The organism is Antarcticirhabdus aurantiaca (genome assembly GCF_009765365.1).
Classification (GTDB): Bacteria; Pseudomonadota; Alphaproteobacteria; order Rhizobiales; family Rhizobiaceae; genus Antarcticirhabdus; species Antarcticirhabdus aurantiaca.
The window spans coordinates 55,899-72,539 of record NZ_VTOM01000031.1; the positions used below are offsets into that span (position 1 = coordinate 55,899).

General features: G+C 72.0%; 15 protein-coding genes and 1 pseudogene. 4 read left to right on the forward strand and 12 right to left on the reverse strand.

Annotated elements, in window-relative coordinates; genetic code table 11:
* Nucleotides 1-3: 3 nt before the first annotated feature.
* The 3 genes from FZN60_RS25970 to FZN60_RS25980 are packed head-to-tail and all read right to left on the reverse strand — an operon-like array spanning nucleotide 4 to nucleotide 2,680.
* The gene (locus FZN60_RS25970) at nucleotides 4-819 is read right to left on the reverse strand and encodes a phosphate/phosphite/phosphonate ABC transporter substrate-binding protein (RefSeq protein WP_246727213.1); all 816 of its coding nucleotides are present in this window, start codon (nucleotides 817-819) and stop codon (nucleotides 4-6) included.
* Nucleotides 816-1,730, reverse strand: a complete 915-nt coding sequence (locus FZN60_RS25975) for a DMT family transporter (protein WP_158876826.1) — start codon at nucleotides 1,728-1,730, stop codon at nucleotides 816-818. The genes FZN60_RS25970 and FZN60_RS25975 overlap by 4 nt, the downstream gene beginning before the upstream one ends.
* Entirely contained in the window at nucleotides 1,727-2,680 is a 954-nt protein-coding gene (locus FZN60_RS25980) for a fatty acid desaturase (protein ID WP_158876828.1), read from the reverse strand. Before FZN60_RS25980 ends, FZN60_RS25975 begins: the two co-directional genes overlap by 4 nt.
* Before the next feature lie 128 nt (nucleotides 2,681-2,808).
* Here FZN60_RS25980 and FZN60_RS25985 point away from each other — a divergent pair, with 128 nt between their 5' ends.
* On the forward strand, nucleotides 2,809-3,657 hold the full coding sequence (locus FZN60_RS25985) for a helix-turn-helix domain-containing protein (protein ID WP_158876830.1): 849 nt from the start codon (nucleotides 2,809-2,811) through the stop codon (nucleotides 3,655-3,657).
* A gap of 323 nt (nucleotides 3,658-3,980) precedes the next feature.
* Here FZN60_RS25985 and FZN60_RS25990 read toward each other — a convergent pair whose 3' ends face one another.
* Genes FZN60_RS25990 through FZN60_RS26010 form a run of 5 tightly spaced genes read right to left on the reverse strand, consistent with a single transcriptional unit; the run spans nucleotide 3,981 to nucleotide 10,512 of the window.
* A complete protein-coding gene (locus tag FZN60_RS25990) occupies nucleotides 3,981-5,150 on the reverse strand; it encodes an NAD(P)/FAD-dependent oxidoreductase (protein WP_199266654.1) in 1,170 nt (389 codons plus the stop codon).
* On the reverse strand, nucleotides 5,147-6,319 hold the full coding sequence (locus FZN60_RS25995) for an NAD(P)/FAD-dependent oxidoreductase (protein WP_158876832.1): 1,173 nt from the start codon (nucleotides 6,317-6,319) through the stop codon (nucleotides 5,147-5,149). The genes FZN60_RS25990 and FZN60_RS25995 overlap by 4 nt, the downstream gene beginning before the upstream one ends.
* A 16-nt stretch (nucleotides 6,320-6,335) precedes the next feature.
* Nucleotides 6,336-7,931 carry an FAD-dependent oxidoreductase gene (locus tag FZN60_RS26000; RefSeq protein WP_158876834.1) on the reverse strand — a complete coding sequence of 532 codons (1,596 nt, stop codon included), beginning with the start codon at nucleotides 7,929-7,931 and terminating at the stop codon, nucleotides 6,336-6,338.
* Nucleotides 7,928-9,190, reverse strand: coding sequence for a cystathionine gamma-synthase family protein (locus FZN60_RS26005; RefSeq protein ID WP_158876836.1), 1,263 nt, complete (start codon nucleotides 9,188-9,190; stop codon nucleotides 7,928-7,930). Before FZN60_RS26005 ends, FZN60_RS26000 begins: the two co-directional genes overlap by 4 nt.
* Nucleotides 9,187-10,512, reverse strand: coding sequence for an aromatic ring-hydroxylating oxygenase subunit alpha (locus FZN60_RS26010; protein ID WP_158876838.1), 1,326 nt, complete (start codon nucleotides 10,510-10,512; stop codon nucleotides 9,187-9,189). Before FZN60_RS26010 ends, FZN60_RS26005 begins: the two co-directional genes overlap by 4 nt.
* An 88-nt stretch (nucleotides 10,513-10,600) precedes the next feature.
* Between FZN60_RS26010 and FZN60_RS26015 the strand changes: the two genes are divergently transcribed.
* Entirely contained in the window at nucleotides 10,601-11,623 is a 1,023-nt protein-coding gene (locus tag FZN60_RS26015; protein WP_199266655.1) for a LysR family transcriptional regulator, read from the forward strand.
* Nucleotides 11,620-13,290: a M20/M25/M40 family metallo-hydrolase gene (locus FZN60_RS26020; protein WP_246727218.1), complete on the forward strand. Its 1,671-nt coding sequence runs from the start codon at nucleotides 11,620-11,622 to the stop codon at nucleotides 13,288-13,290. The genes FZN60_RS26015 and FZN60_RS26020 overlap by 4 nt, the downstream gene beginning before the upstream one ends.
* 21 nt (nucleotides 13,291-13,311) lie before the next feature.
* Here the strand turns inward: FZN60_RS26020 and nhaA are convergent, their stop codons facing one another.
* Nucleotides 13,312-14,517 carry a Na+/H+ antiporter NhaA gene (nhaA, locus tag FZN60_RS26025; RefSeq protein WP_158876840.1) on the reverse strand — a complete coding sequence of 402 codons (1,206 nt, stop codon included), beginning with the start codon at nucleotides 14,515-14,517 and terminating at the stop codon, nucleotides 13,312-13,314.
* A gap of 219 nt (nucleotides 14,518-14,736) precedes the next feature.
* Between nhaA and FZN60_RS26030 the strand changes: the two genes are divergently transcribed.
* Nucleotides 14,737-15,066, forward strand: a complete 330-nt coding sequence (locus FZN60_RS26030) for a hypothetical protein (protein ID WP_158876842.1) — start codon at nucleotides 14,737-14,739, stop codon at nucleotides 15,064-15,066.
* A 20-nt stretch (nucleotides 15,067-15,086) separates the two neighbouring features.
* Here FZN60_RS26030 and FZN60_RS26035 read toward each other — a convergent pair whose 3' ends face one another.
* From FZN60_RS26035 to FZN60_RS26045, 3 genes and pseudogenes are all read right to left on the reverse strand, one after another.
* Nucleotides 15,087-15,335, reverse strand: coding sequence for a hypothetical protein (locus tag FZN60_RS26035; RefSeq protein ID WP_158876844.1), 249 nt, complete (start codon nucleotides 15,333-15,335; stop codon nucleotides 15,087-15,089).
* Nucleotides 15,336-15,338: 3 nt separating this feature from the next.
* On the reverse strand, nucleotides 15,339-15,827 hold the full coding sequence (locus tag FZN60_RS26040; RefSeq protein ID WP_158876846.1) for a Ros/MucR family transcriptional regulator: 489 nt from the start codon (nucleotides 15,825-15,827) through the stop codon (nucleotides 15,339-15,341).
* A gap of 194 nt (nucleotides 15,828-16,021) precedes the next feature.
* Nucleotides 16,022-16,641: pseudogene (locus FZN60_RS26045) on the reverse strand (cellulose synthase); the annotation flags it as partial.

A 16,641-nucleotide genomic window follows, 5' to 3' on the forward strand; every position in this document is an offset into this window, starting at 1 on the left:
GCGTCAGGCGAGAACCGGGTAGCCCAGCTCGGCCGCTTCCGCCTCGTAGCGCAGGAGCACGGCGTAGTCCTCGACGGCCGCCGGCTCGATGCCGGCGAGGCCGAGGGCGGCGCAGGTCCCGGTGTTCGCCGGGTCGGCGATCGTTTCGGCAAGGGCGCGGCGCAGGATCGCGATCCGCTCCGGGCTCGTCCCGCCCGCGGTGATGAAGGGGAGGGTGGGGCTCTCGGGCGTTTGCGCCAGGATCCGGACACCCTCCGTCAGGTCCGGCCGGTGGCGGGCGGCGAGGCCGAAGGTGACGCAGTCGATCGCCGCTGCGTCCGCCCCGCCCGCCGCCACCGCCGCGAGGCTCGCGAGATGCGCGCCGGTCTCGACGACCGCGCCGAAGACGCGGCCGTTTCGCGCGAACGGCGCGACGGCGCGGCGCAGGAGGTTCATGCCCGTATTGCTGTCGCGCCCGTTGAGCGCGGCGCGGCTGCCGCGGAGGTCTTCGAGGCCGCGAAAGGGCGCCTTGGCGCGCACGACGACGAGGCTGCGATGGAAGCCGGCTCGGCAGCCGGGGAGCGCGTATGTCGGCCGGCCGACCACGGCGACGGTTCCGCCGAGCTCGGTGACGAGGGGGTAGCCGCAGGTCTGGCCGAGAAGGAGGCGCGCATGTCCCCAGATCGCGCGAAGGGATGGCTCGCGCTCCAGTTCGTCCGGCACGTCCGCGATCCCCGCCGCGCGCAGGCGGCGGCCGAGCGCCGCCCAGAGCGCGTCGTTGGCGCCTCGGAGCCAGGGTGGGTCGTACATGCCGAGATTGGCGAGGGCGCCGTCGCTCACGGGCTCTCCCCGTGCAGCGGCTCCGCGGCGGGCTCGGGAACAACGACGCCCCGACGGCCGCCGATGACGACGAGAACGCCCGAGCCCGCGATGAGGAGGCCGCCGAGAAGGGCGGGCGGCGCCGGCCATTCGGCGTAGAACATCGCGCCGAAGACGAGCGCCCAGGCGAGGCGCACCACGTCGAGCGGGATGACGACGGCCGCGTCCGCGCGGCGCATGGCTTCCAGGAAGAAGACTTGGCCGAGAACGTTGCAGAGCGCGAAGAAGCCGAGCCAGCCGAGGTCCGCCGCGCTCGGCCAAGCCCAGACGGGCACCGCCAGGACGCCCGCCAGCGCGCCCATGCCGAGGGCGAGGACGAGCGCGCTCACCGCGCTGCCGTCGCCGCGCGCCTGGAGCTTGGCAACGAGCATGGAGGCCGCGAAGAGCGCGGCCGATGCGAGCGCGGCGGCGATGCCGAACGCGCTGGCGGCGCCCATGTCGAGGCCGGGGCCGACGATCAGGGCGACGCCGCCAAGGCCCGCGGCGATCGCGATCCACTGCAGCGGCGAGGCCCGCTCGCCGAGCACCGGGCCGCCGGCCAGCGCGGCGAAGAGGATGGCCGAGAAGCCGAGCGCCGTCGCCTCGGCGAGCGGCAGGGCGCGCAGCGCCAGGTACCAGACGAGGATCGCCGCGCCGTTGAGGACGGCGCGCAGCGCGTGCAGCGGCAGGCGGGCGCGCGATATCCGAGGCGCCCCCGCGAGGCGCCAGAGCGGCAGGAGCAGCGCGACGCTGAACAGCTCGCGCCAGAACACGATGACGAAGGGGTGCAGCGTCTGGCTGAGGCCCCGCACCGCCGCCTCCATCGCCGCGACGACGGCGCCGGAAGCGATCATGAAGCCGGCGCCGGCGAGCGTCCCCGAGCGGCGCGTCACTGCGTCTCGCGGCCGGGCGCGCGGTCGAAGGGGTGCGTCGGCCGGTCGTGGGGCGTGACGAGGAAGCGGCGGACGACCTCGCCGTAGCTCTCGTAGAGGAGACCGTCGTTCCCTGCGAGCAGCGCCGCGCGGTTGGCGCGGTACCAGTCCGGCAGGCGGTACCAGGGCAGCGTCGGCTGCGCGTGGTGCGCGGCATGGAGGTTGTTGTTGAGGAACAGGAGGCCGAGCACCGGCGCGTTCTCCACGATGGCCGTGCGCTTCTCGACGGCGCTCTCCGCCTTGTGCTCGGCGAAGGAGCGCAGCATCGACAGCGCCGTTCCCGGATACAGGAAGAGCGCGACGTAGGCGAGCGGGTGGAGGTCGCAGACGAGGACCAGCCAGACGAGAACGGCGGCGCAGGCGAGGAGGTGGCGCGCCCAGATCCGCGCGATCACCCGGTCGCCGCCGCGGATCGCCTCGGCTTCCGACAGGAGGAAGCGCCCGATCGACCAGACCGGGCCGATCACGAGGCGCCCGAGAAGCCGCGACTGCGTCCGGACCAGCCAGCGCCCGACGCGCCCGAGCCGCGCCCAGTCGGCTTCCGTCCAGTAATAGGATTCCGGATCGTCCAGGGGATCGGTCAGCCGCTCGTCGCGGTGGTGGCTGAGATGCAGCATCCGGTAGCGCGCGAAGGGCAGCCAGAGCGAGAGCGGCACGGAGCCGAGCGCGCGGTTGAAGGCGCGCCAGCGCGTCGGATGTCCGTGGATGATCTCGTGCTGGAGCGAGCCCTGCCAGGCGATGACCCAGGCGCCGAGCGGCACGAGGAGAACGGGCGGGATCGTGGCATGGAAGAAAGTCAACAGGCCCCAGCCGGCATAGATGCCGATGGCGAGGCTCATGGTGGGCCACTCCACCGCGGCGCGATGGCGGGGGAGGGTGGCGGATGCGTTGATCGACAGGCTCAGGGACATGGATCGACGATCCCGCCGGACGCGCTCCGTTGCAACGCGGGACAGCGAAGCGCTCGTGGTTAATAATCGCCAGAGTCGCTGGATTGATGATAAAGGTCACCATCGGTGATGATTCGAAAGGATGTGCGGTGCGGCGGCAGGTGGTCCACGTCTTCCGCGAGCGGCTGCTCCAGGTGATCGAGCGCTCGCGCCTGTCGCCGGCCGCCTTCGCGCGCACGCTCGGCATCGACCGCTCGACGCTCTCGCAGCTCCTCTCGCCCGCCAACGACCGCCTGCCGCGGGCCGAAACGCTGGCGGCGGTCTCGCAGCGCTACGGCGTCTCGGTCGACTGGCTCCTCGGCCTGACCAGCCAGGAGCGGCAGGGCGCCGACGTCGTGGAGCAGGTGCGCGTCGAGGGGCAGGCCGGCTCGCCGACCGACGACCGCTTCCTCGCCTGGTACGCCGAGGCCGAGAATGCCGGCTACCGCATCCGCACCGTGCCGCGGAGCTTCCCCGACTTCCTCAAGCTCGGCGACGTGATCCGCTACGAATACGCCAACTGGCCGGAGGTCGACGTCGAGGCGAGCGTGCTCTGGGCGGGCGAGCGGCTGGACTCCATGCGCCGTTCCGACCTGTCGCAGGAAGCCTGTCTGCCGCTTCAGGGCCTCAAGGCCTTCGCGCGCGGCGAGGCGCAGTGGGAGGGCCTGCCGGCGTCGCTGCGGCGCGAGCAGCTCGAAACCATGGCGGCGACCTGCCGGGCGATCTATCCGAGCCTGCGCGTCCACCTCTTCGATCTGGCCCAGACCTACTCCGCCCCCTTCACCGTCTTCGGCCCGCAGCGGGCGAGCCTCTACACCGGCGGCCTGTTCTTCGTCTTCACCGCCAGCATGCACGTCCGCCTCCTCAACCAGCGCTTCGACGACCTCATCCGCGCGTCCGCGGTCCAGCCGACGGCGGTGGCGGACGTGATGGAGGGGCTGGCCCGAGAGGTGGGGTGAGTGGTGAGAGGCGGCTGGAGACCCTCATCCGCCTGCCGGCACCTTCTCCCGAAACGGGAGAAGGGAGCGGTGGCACTCTCTTTGCTTTTCCGAAACAGGCGCCCGCCCCTCTCCCGAACCGGGAGAGGGTGGCCGCGATGCGGAGGCATCGCGGCCGGGTGAGGGTCTCGTAGGGCGCCGTCGCTTCCGCGGATGACGGGCACCCGGCGGGTCCACTGCTAATCGCAGCCGCCGGCGCTCTACGAAGCGCTCATCCGCTCCTTCGGGTTATCCTCTCCCCACAGGGGAGAAGGTAATGGCGCCTCTTTCGGACGACTCGCCGCCTACTCTGCCGGCTGCGGCGCGGGCGGGGCGACGTGCTCCTCGAGGTCCATCTGGCCCGCCGCGAAGCGCGTCGCCTCGTCCGGCGAGCGCTCGCCGGCGATCGCCCCGGCCACCGTGTCGCCGATGAGGGGGCCGAGCTTGAAGCCGTGGCCGGAGCAGGCGCTGACGATCCAGGCGCGTGTCCCCCAGGGCTGGACGGCGAAGCGCTCGGAGGTGTCGCGCGTCACCGTGTAGAAGCAGATCTTCTTTTCCAGGACCTGGTAGCGGTCGAAGCCGCGGTAGGAGAGGCGCGCGGCGCTCTCCAGCCGCGCGACGTCGGCGGGCGTCGCGATGCGGTCGCCGTCGGCGTCACCGGCCCGCGTGAAGACGTGGTCGCCGATCTTCAGCCGCGTGCCGCGCCGCGGCGGCAGCGTGTAGGTGCCGCTGTTCACGCCGAGGTCGATGAGGACGGGGGCGTCCGCCCAGGCTTTGGCGAACTCCGGCGGCGGGGCGATGTACATCACGGCCTGACGCGAGGGGACGACGGTCCGTGACAGGACGGGCGTGAGCTTCTCCAGCCAGGCGCCGGCCGCGATCACGACGCGGTCGGCGCGGTGCTCACGCCCGTTGGCGACGACGAGGCCGGCATCCGGGTCGACGGCGGTGACGCGCGCGTCGGAATGGAAGGTGACGCCCCGATTGCCCAATGCCACGACGAGGTCGGTGAGGATGCGGATCGGGAAGAGCATGCCGCCCTCGTCGGTCTCGACGGCGCGGGTGAGGCCCGCCGTCTCGACCATGGGGAAGCGCTCGGGGATGTCGCTCAGCGGGATGTCGCGGAAGCCGGAGTTCAGGCGCGAGAGGCTGCGGGCGCTCGGCTCGTACCAGCCGGTGTCCTCGCGGATGAAGTAGATCACCTTGGAGCGGGCGAAGTGGTCGGCGCCGATGTCGCGGAACATCGCGTCGTACATCGCGAAGGCCTGCGGCATGAGGTAGGCGTAGCCCTCCGCCGTGCCGTAGGCGTGGCGGGTGATGCGGTGCTCGTCATAGGACGAGGCCCGCGGGTTCGGGATCGGCCCCTGCTCGAAGACCTCGACCGCAAAGCCCCGCTTCTCCAGCGCCCAGGCGGTGGACAGGCCCGCGATGCCGGCCCCGACGACGATGACGCGTCCGCGCGAGGCCGCCATCATGCGGCCCCTTGCGCGAGCGGCGCGATGGGCTCGGGCGGCAGCCAGTTGAGGTCGCGCCGCCAGTTGGGCGAGAGGGTCGCGAAGCGCGCGAGCGAGAGCTTGGAGATGTCGGCGAAGGAGCAGGCGCCGTCGATCACGAGGTCGCGGATCGCGTGGCCGGAGGCCGGCGACAGGCCGAAGCCGACGCTCGACATGGTGGCGATCGTGACGTTGCCCGGCGATGACAGGCGCTCGATCACCGGCCGCCCGTCCGGCGTGTTCTCGATGACGCCCGCCCAGGAGCGGATGACGCGGGCATGCGCCGCGCGCGGCAGAAGCTCGGCGACGCGCTTGGCGAGGCTGCGCAGCACGCTGCCCGAGGGGCGCGCGGGCGCGCTCTCCAGCGCGACGTCGTCGTACCATTCGTGCGGGCCGCCGCCATAGGCGAGGTTGCCGCGCAGCGTCTGGCGCCCATAGAGGCCGTGGCCGTCGACGCCGCCCATCGGCATCAGGGGCAGGGGCTCGGTCACGATCATCTCGGCGCGCGCCGCCGCCATGGGCAGGTCGACGCCGAGCATGGCTGCGAGCTTGCCGGTCTGCGGGCCGGCGGCGATCACGACGGCGTCGCAGCCGACGAGCCCTTCCGAGGTCTCGACGCCGGTGACGCGCCCGCCGGCCGTCTCGAAGCCGCGCACGGAAACGTGCTGGCGGATCTTGACGCCGAGGTCCTGGCCCGCCCAGGCATAGGCCTGGCTCGTGCGCTGCGGATTGGCGTGGCCGCCGAAGTGGCAGAGGACGCCGGACACCGCGTTGTCGCCGGCGAGCGGCACCATCTCGCGCACCTGTTTGCCGTCCAGAACCTCCCACGCGTAGCCCTGGGGGATGCGCATCGCGAGGCCCTTGTGGAAGTCGGCCTTGGCCTCGTCCACCTGAAAGATCAGGCGCTTCTGCTGATGCTCGGTCGGGTAGCCGAGAAGCTCGTCCATCTGAGGCCAGAGGCGCTGCTCCTCGTGGAAGAGCGGGCTCTGGTAGTGCGTGCAGCCGCCGCCGTTGCGGCCCGAGGCCTCGAAGCCGACGATGCCCTTTTCCAGAACCGTGACGTCGACGCCGGAGCGCGCCAGCCACCAGGCGGCGGACAGGCCCGTGACGCCCCCGCCCACCACCACGACGGATGTTCCCGCCTGTGCCATCTCAGTCTCTCCGAAATCAGTAGGGCATGCCGGCGCGGAGCTGCTCGTCCTCGCGCTCGGTGCCGATGTCGTCGTAGCCGACCCACTGGGTCGTGATGCCGAACCAGACGTTCCAGTCGCGCGCCATCGCTTCCGGCTCCTCGGCATCCGCGAGGACGGCGAGGGGAAGCGGGCGCACGGGCGCGCGGTAGCCGGCGAGCGGGATCGTCTCAGGGAGCACGTTCGCGCCGAGCGCCATGGTCAGCGCCACCTGCTCGCGGCAGCGCCGCGCCTGGCACGCGCCCATGCAGGCGCGGGTGAGGCGCTTGATCTGGTCCTGGTCGACGGGGCCGTCCTCGGCGAGCGTCTGGAGGCTCCGCCGGGCGATGGCGTTGGAGCGCCAGCCGAGATAGCGGGGCGGCTGGACGGCGAGCAGCTCGCCGCGCGTCACGTCCTCGCAGAGGCAGGCGAGCACCTCCTCGCCGCCCGTGGCGAGCAGCGCGCGAGCCCAGTCGAGCTGGTAGGCGAGGGCGTCCGGCCCAGTGACGGGGGCGACGCCCTCCGGCGCGTCCGCCTCCCGGCCGAGCGAGGCGAGCGCGGCGCGGGCGGCCGAGCGGCCGGCCGCCTCCGCCTCGCCGCCGAGCCCGGCGCAGTCGCCGGCGGCGAAGACGTGAGGCAGCGAGGTCGCGCCGTTCGCACCGAGAACGGGCACGTGGCCGCCGCGGGCCGAGTTCATCGCGCGCTTCGCGCCGAGGACGTCGAAGAGCTCGATCACCGGCACGGCACCGACAGCGAGGCAGACCGTGTCGCAGGGGATGGTGCGGCGCTCGCCGTCGCCCGAGGCGGGCGCGAGGACGAGCGCCGCGACGCCGTCCGGCCCGGCTTCCGCGGCGAGCGGCACGCGGCCGGTCAGGATCTCGATGCCCCGCGTTTTCAGTGCGGCGAGGCGGGCGGCGTCGCCTTGGGGGGCGTCGCGCGCTTCCACGAGGGCCACGACGTCAAGGCCGTGGTCGAGCGCCAGCTCGGCGGTGCGCACCGCGAGGTCGCCGGTGCCGAGGATCACGAGGCGGCGGCCGGCGAAGGCCTCGTAGCGCGTCAGAAGCGCGTGGAGCGCCTGCGCGCCCATGACGCCCGGCTGGTCGGAGCCGGCGAAGGAAAGGTTCAGGTCGCGCGCGCCGGTGGCGAGGATCAGCCGGTCGAAGCCGAGGAGCCAGCTCCGCGTCTCGTCGGCGAGGCCGACGATGCCGCCCTCGGGGTGGAGCTTGAGGCCGGGACCCGCGACCCAGGCGCCCCAGGCCGAGGTCGAGAGGCGCACGTCGACGCCCAGCTCGAAGGCTTTCGCGAGGGCGGGGTTGGATTCCAGCACCCGCTCGACCAGGCGCTCGGGCGACTGCACGGCGTTCGTCGCCCGGCCGCCGAAGTGGAAGGGCACGTCCGTGCCGATGAGGCCGGGCGAGACCGGATTCTCGTCGACGAGGACGACGCTCGCCCCCGCCTTCGCCGCCTCGATCGCGGCCGTGCAACCGGCGGGGCCGGCGCCGACCACGACGATCTCCGCCCGCTCATCGGGGCTCCGCGTCTTGCCGATGATCGAGTGGCGGTCGGGGGCGGGCAGGGTCAGGCGCAGGGTCATGGGATGGCGTCCAGGGCTCGGGACAGGTCGGCGACGAGGTCGTCGGGATGCTCGATGCCGACCGAGATGCGCAGGGTTCCGTCGTCGACGCCGACGGTTCGGCGGATCTCCGGCGGCACCAGGTAGTGGGTGGTCGTCGCGGAATGGCAGATCAGGCTTTCCGTGCCGCCGAGGCTCACCGCCATGCGGAAGACCTTCAGGGCGTCGAGCATCGCGAAGGCCTCGCGCTCGCCGCCGCGGATGCGGAAGGAGAAGGTCGAACCCGCCCCGCCGCACTGCCGGTCGTAGACGGCGCGGGCCGGCGTGCCCTCTTCCAGGAAGCCGAGATAGGTGACGCTCTCGACCTTCGGGTGGTCGCGCAGGAAGGCGGCGATGGCGCCGGCATTCGCGTTGGCGCGGGCGTTGCGCAGCGGAAAGGTTTCCAGCGAGCGCAGAAGCAGCCAGCTCGTGAAGGGATCCATGTGGGTGCCGAGGAGCGTCCGCAGCATCCGCACCGGCCCGACCCGCTCCAGGGAGCCCGTGAGGCAGCCGCCGAGAAGGTCGCTGTGGCCGGCGGCGTACTTCGTCAGCGAGGTGATGACGAGGTCGGCGCCGTGCTCCAGCGGGCGCTGGAGGAGCGAGCCGAGAAAGGTGTTGTCGACCGAGATCACCGGCCGCCGTCCCTGCCGCTCGGCGATGATGCCCGCGACGCGCGCGATCATCGCGATGTCGGCGATGCCGGCGGTCGGGTTGGCCGGCGACTCGACGTGGATCATGCCGACGGGGCCCTGGGCGAGCGCGGTCTCGGCCGCGGCGAGCACGCTTGCCTCGTCCAAGCCGTCGACGATCGGCACGGCCGTGATGCCGAGGCCCGCCAGCGGGCCGTAGGCGAGGCCGTGCGTGCCGCCGTAGAGCGGCTGGGTGTGGAGCAAGGTCTCGCCCGGCTTCAGGTGGGCGAGAAAGGTCGCGGAGATCGCCGCCATGCCCGAGGCGAAGGCGGCCGCGTCCTCCGCCCCGTCCAGCACCGCGAGGCGCTTCTGGAGGAGCTGGAGGTTCGGGTGGTCGAGGCGGGCATAGATGAAGGGCGCGTCGCGCTCGGGCGCCGGCCCGTCGAAATAGGCGCGGTGGACGTCCTTCGCCGCCGCCGCGGAGGGGTAGGCGAAGGTCGAGGACAAAACGATCGGCGGCTTGACCGAACCGTAGGCCGAGGCCGGATCGTAGCCGAAGCCGACGGCGAGCGTGTCGGGATGAAGGCCCTCCGGCCGCTCGGAGACGCTCAAGCGCGGGTCCCCGGCTGGAGGTCGGCGGCAGCCGGCACGGCCGCGAGCGGCGGCGCCTCGACCACGGCGGTCGCGCCCTCGGGCAGCGCGATCGGGCGGCGGTCGGTGCCGGTCGTCTCGGCGACGAAGTCCAGCGCCTTGTCGCAGTACCAGTCGACGAAGCGCAAGACGTAGGACTCGTCGCTCTCGCTGTAGGGGCCGGGCGTGTAGCCGACCGAGTTGACGCCGCGCTGGTTGTTCTCGACCAAGTCGCGGTCCTGCATGTTCGTCACGTTCCACAGTTCGATCAGCCGCTCGACGTCGTAGTCGACGCCCTCGATGGCGTCCTTGTGAACCAGCCACTTGCAGGTGACGATCGTCTCGCCCGTCGCCGTCGGCATGGCGCTGAAATAGACCGTCGTGTCGGCCGTCGAATGGCAGAAGCTGTGCGGCTCGATCGCCCAGCGGAGCGAGCCGACGTCCGGCTCGTCGCCGCCGATCATCAGCTTGTTGCAGGCAAGCTTGCCGTCGATGGTGAGCGAGAGCTGCCCTTCCTTCAGGGGAAAGCGCTCGACCTGCCACCAGGGTCCGACATGCGGACCCTTCGGCAGGCCCGCCGCCTCCAGCCGCGCGGCGAAGGCCTCGTGGCGCGGATCGCCCTCGGTCGCGAAATGCTCGCCGTTCGCCTCCTCGACGGGGAAGGTGAGGCAGAGCTCCGGATGCCCGGAGGCGCAGTGGTAGCATTCGCGCGCGTTCTCCATCACGAGCTTCCAGTTGCCCTTCTCGACGAGGGTGTTCCGATGCGCGAGCTTGGCCTCCTCCAGCCGGTGGGGCGCCAGCAGCGGCTCGAGGTCGGCGCGGAAGCGGTCGAAGGCCGGCGGGTTCTCGGCGAGGCACACGAAGATCGCGCCGGCCACCACCTCGACATGGACGGGCTTCAGGGCGTGCTCGGCCGGATCGAAGCTTTCCTGCATGTGGCGGGCGTGGACGAGCTTGCCGTCGAGGTCGTAGACCCACTGATGATAGGGGCAGGTGAGGCGCGCGCGGGCGCTCGGACCCTCTGCGCAGACCTGCGCGCCGCGGTGGCGGCAGGAATTGTGGAAGGCGCGCACCACCCCCTCGCGGTCGCGGGTGATGACCACCGGCGAACGGCCGATGTCGAGCGCGAGGACGCCGCGCGGGCGCGGGATCTCGCAGGTGAAGCCGGCGAGGATCCAGGACCGCCCGAAGATCGCCTGAAGGTCGAACTCGAGAACGTCCGGGTCGTTGTAGAGCGCCTGCGGCAGCGAATGGCCGGGGCGGCGGGCGGATACGAGCGCGCCGATGCGGTTCAGGTCGAGCATGGGGATCTCCTTGAGGCTCGATCTTGGCAGGAGGCCTGGAACCGTTCAAATGACCTTTTTCGATCCCCCCATCGCACGGAGGCAAGGCGTGGCGGCTCCCCGATCCGGCGCCGACGAGGACGAGCGCGAGGCCCAGGCTGCGAGCGGCGGGCGGCTCTGGCTGCCGCTGAACGCCCTGCGCGCCTTCGAGGCCGTCGGCGAGCATCTGAGCTTCACGGGCGCCGCGGCGGGCCTCCACATCTCGCAGAGCGCGCTCTCGCGCCACGTCGCGCGGCTGGAGGAGCATCTGGGCTGCCGCCTCCTGGAGCGCCGGCCACAGGGGGTGGTGCTGACGGCCGCCGGTGCGGCTCTGCTGCCCGTGGTCGCGAAATCCTTCGACCGCATCGAGGACACGCTCCGGGCGCTGCGGCGGGAGGGAGGGCGAGGCCAGCGGGTCCTGCGCGTCCACATGCCGCCGACCTTCCTGCACATCGTCGGGCTGTCGCTCCTGGCCGAGTTCCGCCGCGCCTTTCCGGGCCTGCCCATCGACGTGTCGAGCTTCAACGGCGTGGGCCTGGCACCCGGGCGCAGCGCCGACCTCGCAGTGATCTTCGACCGGCCGCAGCTCGACGACGCGATCCGCGATCCGCTCTGGCTCGTCGACCAGGTGCCGGCCTGCGCGCCGGAGGTGGCGAAGGGCGGGGCGGGGCAGAGCCTCGCCGAATTTCTCAACGCCAACGAGCTGCTTCACGTGAAAATGGAGGGCGAGCCCTTCGGCGCCTTCTGGTCGGCCTTTGCCGGGCGCCAGGGCATCGAACTCACGGCCGCGCGAGGCCTCGCCTTCGACACGGAAGCGCTCGCCGTGCAATGGGCGATGGCGAGCGGCGGCGTCACGCTGGTCGATCCCGGCATGTACGCCGCCGAGATCGCGCAAGGCCGGCTCGCGACGCCCTTTCCCGAGGCGCGTGCCCCCAGCGGCTTCGGCTACTACCTCGCCGTCCATCCCGACGACATGGCCGATCCTGCCGTCGCACTGTTCCGCTCCTGGGTGGTGCAGCATTATGCGCGAGCCGGCGCCGGCCCCGGCGCGAACCGCCCCGGCCCCTCCTCCAATTCCGGACCGCAGACATGACCGATGCCCCGACGCCGACCGACGAGAGCTGGAACCCGGAGCGCCGCGTGCGCGACCTGTCGGTCGAGATGGTCGGCTGGCGCAGCGAAACGGGCACGCAGGGCGAGGCCGAATTCACTGGCCGCCTCGAAGCGCTGATGCGCGAAATCCCCTACTTCCGCGACCATCCCGACCACATCGCCGTCTTCGACAGCCACGGCGTCCCGCCGCGCCGCAACCTCGTCGCCCTGGTCAAGGGGCGGGGGCGCCGCGCGCTGGCGCTCGCCGGCCACTTCGACACGGCGGCGATCGACAATTACCGCGAGCTGGCGCACCTCGCCTGCGAGCCGGAGGCGCTGCGCCAGGCTTTAATCGCGGACCTTTCCTCCCGCGCCCGCACCGAGCAGGAGGAGCGGGCGCTCGCCGACCTCGTCAGCGGCGACTTCCTCCCCGGCCGCGCCATGCTGGACATGAAGAGCGGCATCGCCGCCGGCATCGCCCTCCTGGAGCGCCACGCCGAGCGGGAGAGCCGCGAGGGCAGCCTTCTCCTGATCGCGACGCCCGACGAGGAGCGCAACTCGCGCGGCATGCGCGCGCTTCGCGACGCGCTCCCCGCCCTCGCCGCGCGCTGGGACGTCGCCATCGCCGGTGCGGTGAACCTCGACGCGACCAGCGACCAGGGCGACGGCTCGGAAGGGCGCGCGGCCTATGCCGGCACCATCGGCAAGCTCCTGCCCTTCGCCTTCGTGGTCGGCGAGCCGGCCCACGCCGCCTATCCCTTCGACGGCGTCTCGACGCATCTCCTGGCCTCCGCGATCCTCGCGCGCGTCGAGACCAACACCGCGCTCTGCGACCGGGGCGGAACCGAGGTCTCGCCGCCGCCGATCTGCCTGGAGGGTCGCGACCTTCGCGGCGGCTACGAGGTGACGACGCCCGAGCGCGCCTTTCTCGCCTTCAACTGGCTGTACCATTCCTGGCGCCCGGCCGAGCTGATGGAGCGCTTCCGCGCCGAGGTGGAAGCGGGCCTTCGGGCCGCCGTGTCGCGCTTCGAGGCCGAGGCGGAGCGCTATGCCGAACTCGCCGGCCGGCGCCGCCAGGGGCGGATGCGCGAGCCGCGCGTCCTCGCCTTCGCGGACCTCAGGGCCATGGCCGCCGAGGCGGGCGGGGAAGCGGCGCTCGCGCGCCTCGACGCCTTCGCGGCCGACCTCCTGTCCCTCGACAATCCGCTGGAAAAGACCCGGCGGCTCGTCGAGGCGTGCGTGGAGGAGGCGCGGCTCGGCGGGCCGGCGGCGGTGATCGGCTTCTCCAGCCTCCACTACCCCCACACCCACCTCGATCCGACCGCCGAGGCCGACCGCGCCCTTCTCGACGCCGTCGAGGCCGCGCGCGAGACGGCCGGCAGGCTCGGCGCGCCGCTGGCCGCTCGCGACACCTTTCTCGGCATCTCCGACATGAGCTTCCTCGGCCACGCGCCGGACGCGAGCGAGAGCGACCTCGTCGCGCACAACACGCCCGCGCCCGACCTCGTGGACCGCCCGGCGGGGACGCCGCTCCGCTTCCCCGTCGTCAACATCGGACCCTGGGGCCGCGACTACCACCAGCGCCTGGAGCGCGTTCACGCCCCTTACGCCTTCCGCGATCTGCCGCTCATCCTCGACGCGCTCACGCGCCGCTTCCTCGGCGCGTGAGCGGCGCCGGGGGCTCGGGCGTCAGACCGGCGCCGAGCGGGGCTTGGGCGAGGGCGAGACGCGCAGGAGCGCCGCGCCCGCCAGCGCCGACAGGAGCGAGCCGGCGAAGACGCCGATCTTCACCTCGTCCTGCAGGAGCGGGTCGGTGGGAAAGGCGAGGAGGCCGATGAAGAGGCTCATGGTGAAGCCGATGCCGCAGAGCAGCGAGATGCCGTAGAGCTGGCGCCAGGTGGCGTACATGGGCAGGTCCGCCCAGCCCGCGCGGATCACCAGGCCCGCCGTGACGAAGACGCCGACCTGCTTGCCGAGGAAGAGGCCGAGCGCGATGCCGAGCGGCACGGGATCGGCGAGCGCCGAGACCGAGACGCCGGCGAAGGACACGCCCGCGTTGGCGAAGCCGAAGATCGGCACGATCAGGAAGGTCACGAAGGGCTGGAGGCCGTGCTCCAGCCGGTGAAGGGGCGAGTGCGCGTCGTCCGGCCGGCCCGGGCTCGCGCGCAGCGGGATCGTCAGTGCCAGAACGACGCCGGCGATCGTCGCGTGCATCCCCGAGCGCAGCACCAGGAACCAGAGAAGCGCGCCGAGCAGGAGATACGGCAGGAGCCTGAGGACGCCCAGGCGGTTCATCGCGACGAGCCCGAGCACCACGAGGCCCGCCCCGGCCAGAGCGAGGACGTCGATGGAGGCGGTGTAGAAGAGCGCGATGATCAGAACGGCGCCGAGATCGTCGATGATCGCGAGCGCCGTCAGGAAGACCCGCAGCGTCAGCGGCACGCGGGGGCCGAGCAGCGACAGGACGCCGAGCGCGAAGGCGATGTCGGTGGCGGCCGGAATGGCCCAGCCGTTGGGATGGCCGCCCTCGCCGAGGTTGAAGGCGAGGTAGATCACGGCCGGCCCGATCATGCCGCCGAGTGCCGCGGACCCCGGGAGGATCCGCCGCGGCCAGGTCGAGAGCTGACCGTCGAGGACCTCGCGCTTGATCTCCAGACCCACCAGCAGGAAGAACAGCGCCATCAGGCCGTCATTGATCCAGTGAAGCACCGACAGGCCGCCGACATAGGCGTGGAGCGTCTCGGAATAGGCGTCGCGCAGCGGCGAGTTGGCCACGAGAAGCGCGAGCGCGGCGGCGAGCATGAGGACGATGCCGCCCGACGAGCCGTTCTCGACGAAGGCGCGCAGGACGGAGACGGGGCGGTTCGGGGCGGGAGGACGCTGGCTGGCGGACACGGTTTCGCGTTCCTTCTTGCGAAAGGTTGCTCTGGTCTCCGTCGGTTCTGGGAAGCCCAAGGCGCACGCAGCACACGCCCTTGAGAGCGATCATAAGGCAATCGGACAGCCGAACCAACCCGTTGGGGGACGCTCGGTGCGGTCGATCGCGGTGGTGTTCTGTTTATCATTTGTTCACGCCGTCAGGGCATGACCGGGGAGCCGAACCGGAGAGGATCCATGCTGCAACTGACCGGAGCCTTCAGCATCCTGATGATGCTCGTGAAGTCGGCGACGCTGCAGGCTCCGGCGCTGGTCGCCTGCCAGTTCGACTCGCTGCCGCTGATGCTGATGGTGTTTCGCGGCGGCGACCACGAGAGCCACAACACGCTCCAGGTGGGCGACGGCCACCCGGTTCCGCTGCGCATCGAGCGGGGCGCCATGGTCGCGCGCTATGCGGGCCACGAGCTGATCTTTCCCGCGACCACGCTGAACAGCGTGGCCGTCGCGGCGCCCGGCGGAGAGCCGCTGACCCTGGCCGGCCGCTGCGTCAGCCCGCTGCAGCCCTGAGGCCGCGGCGGGCGGGGCTCTCAGTTCGTCGCCGTGCCGTTCACCGGGGCGCCGGGAAAGTCGCCGTCGGGGATCGTGCGCACGATCGCCTCGACCTCGTCGCGGATCTCGTCGAGGAACTGCACCGCGTCGTCCGCCCCGCTGGCGCTCTGCGCGACGAGCATCGCGAGCTGGACGGTCATGATGTTGGCGACGTCGGCGACGTCCAATCCTTCGAACAGCGCCGCGATCTGCCGGGCGATGTGGTCCTTGCCGGCCTCGTCGAGCACGCGTCAGGCCGCCTTCTTGGCGCGGCCGCGGCGCGGCTTGGGGGCGGGCGCCTCCGCGACCGGCTCGGGCTCCGGCTCGACCGCATCGATCCGCTTGCGCCCGAGTCCCATGCTCTTGGCGAGAGCCGAGCGGGCGGCCGCATAGTTCGGCGCGACCATCGGATAATCGGCCGGCAGGCCCCACTTGCGGCGATAATCGTCGGGCGTCATGCCGTAGCTCGCCTGGAGGTGACGCTTCAGCGACTTGTAGGGCCGCCCGTCTTCCAGGCTGATCAGGTAGTCCGGGGTGATCGATTTCTTGACCGGCACGGCCGGCGTCAGGTCGACCGGCTCGGCCTCGGCGGCCGGCCGCCCGCCCGCCGGGGCTTCGAGCGCGGCGCGCACGCTCGCGATGAGGGCCGGCAGCTCGCTCGCCGGCACCTGGTTGTTGCTGAGATAGGATGTGATGATGTCCGTCACCGCGTCGAGGCGGGAGTCATAGGTGTCGCTCAAGGGGGTGATCCGTGTTCTCGAATTCGATTAACCAGAATAGATGATGCAGTTCGCCGTTTTTGCAAGATCTATACTCGATTGCTCGCAATCGAAGCGGCCGAAGCTTCTGCGAAGAAAGCTCCGCTGGATCGACCGGCGGCGCGGCACTTCGACAAGAACGATCCCTTGCGCCCGGTCCCGCGATCGCGCGTGCATCAATAGTTGGAACGGATCCGGCCGGTCGCCTGGCGCACGGCGTTGAGGCCGCGCGCGCCCTCGACGTTGCCCGTGCGGGCCACGGCGGAGAAGACCTGCTCGGCGTCGCCGTAGCGGCGCAGGTCGAGATAGGCGAAGCCCCGCAGGATCAGGAGGTCGATCCGCTCGGGCGCGAGGCGCGAGCGCTCGTCGAGGGCCTGCAGGGTCTCGACCGGGCGCTTGGCCTCGTAGGCGCTGGTCGCCCGGTCGGTGAGAACGGCGACGTCGAGCTCGCGCCGGCGCGCGGCCGGCTGAGGGGAGGCGGCGGCGGCCAGGGCCGCGCGGTCGACGAGGCCGAGCCGGAGGTAGGCGAGGCTCTCGCCATAGGCCGCGTCCTGGCGCACCGCGCCCGCGCCGCGCCGAACCGCGCTGTTGAAGGCGGCCGCGGCGAGAAGCGAGCGGTCGAGGTCGAGGAGGCACCAGCCGCGGGCGAGCGCGGCCTGCGCCGACAGGGTGTAGGCGTGTCCGGCTCCACCGCGATCGATGCGCTCGTCGGCGCCGACATCGTGGATCCTTCCTTCCCGCGCCACCTGGGGAGCGAGACCCGCGCCCACATCGCGGGGCCGGGCGACCTCGCCTC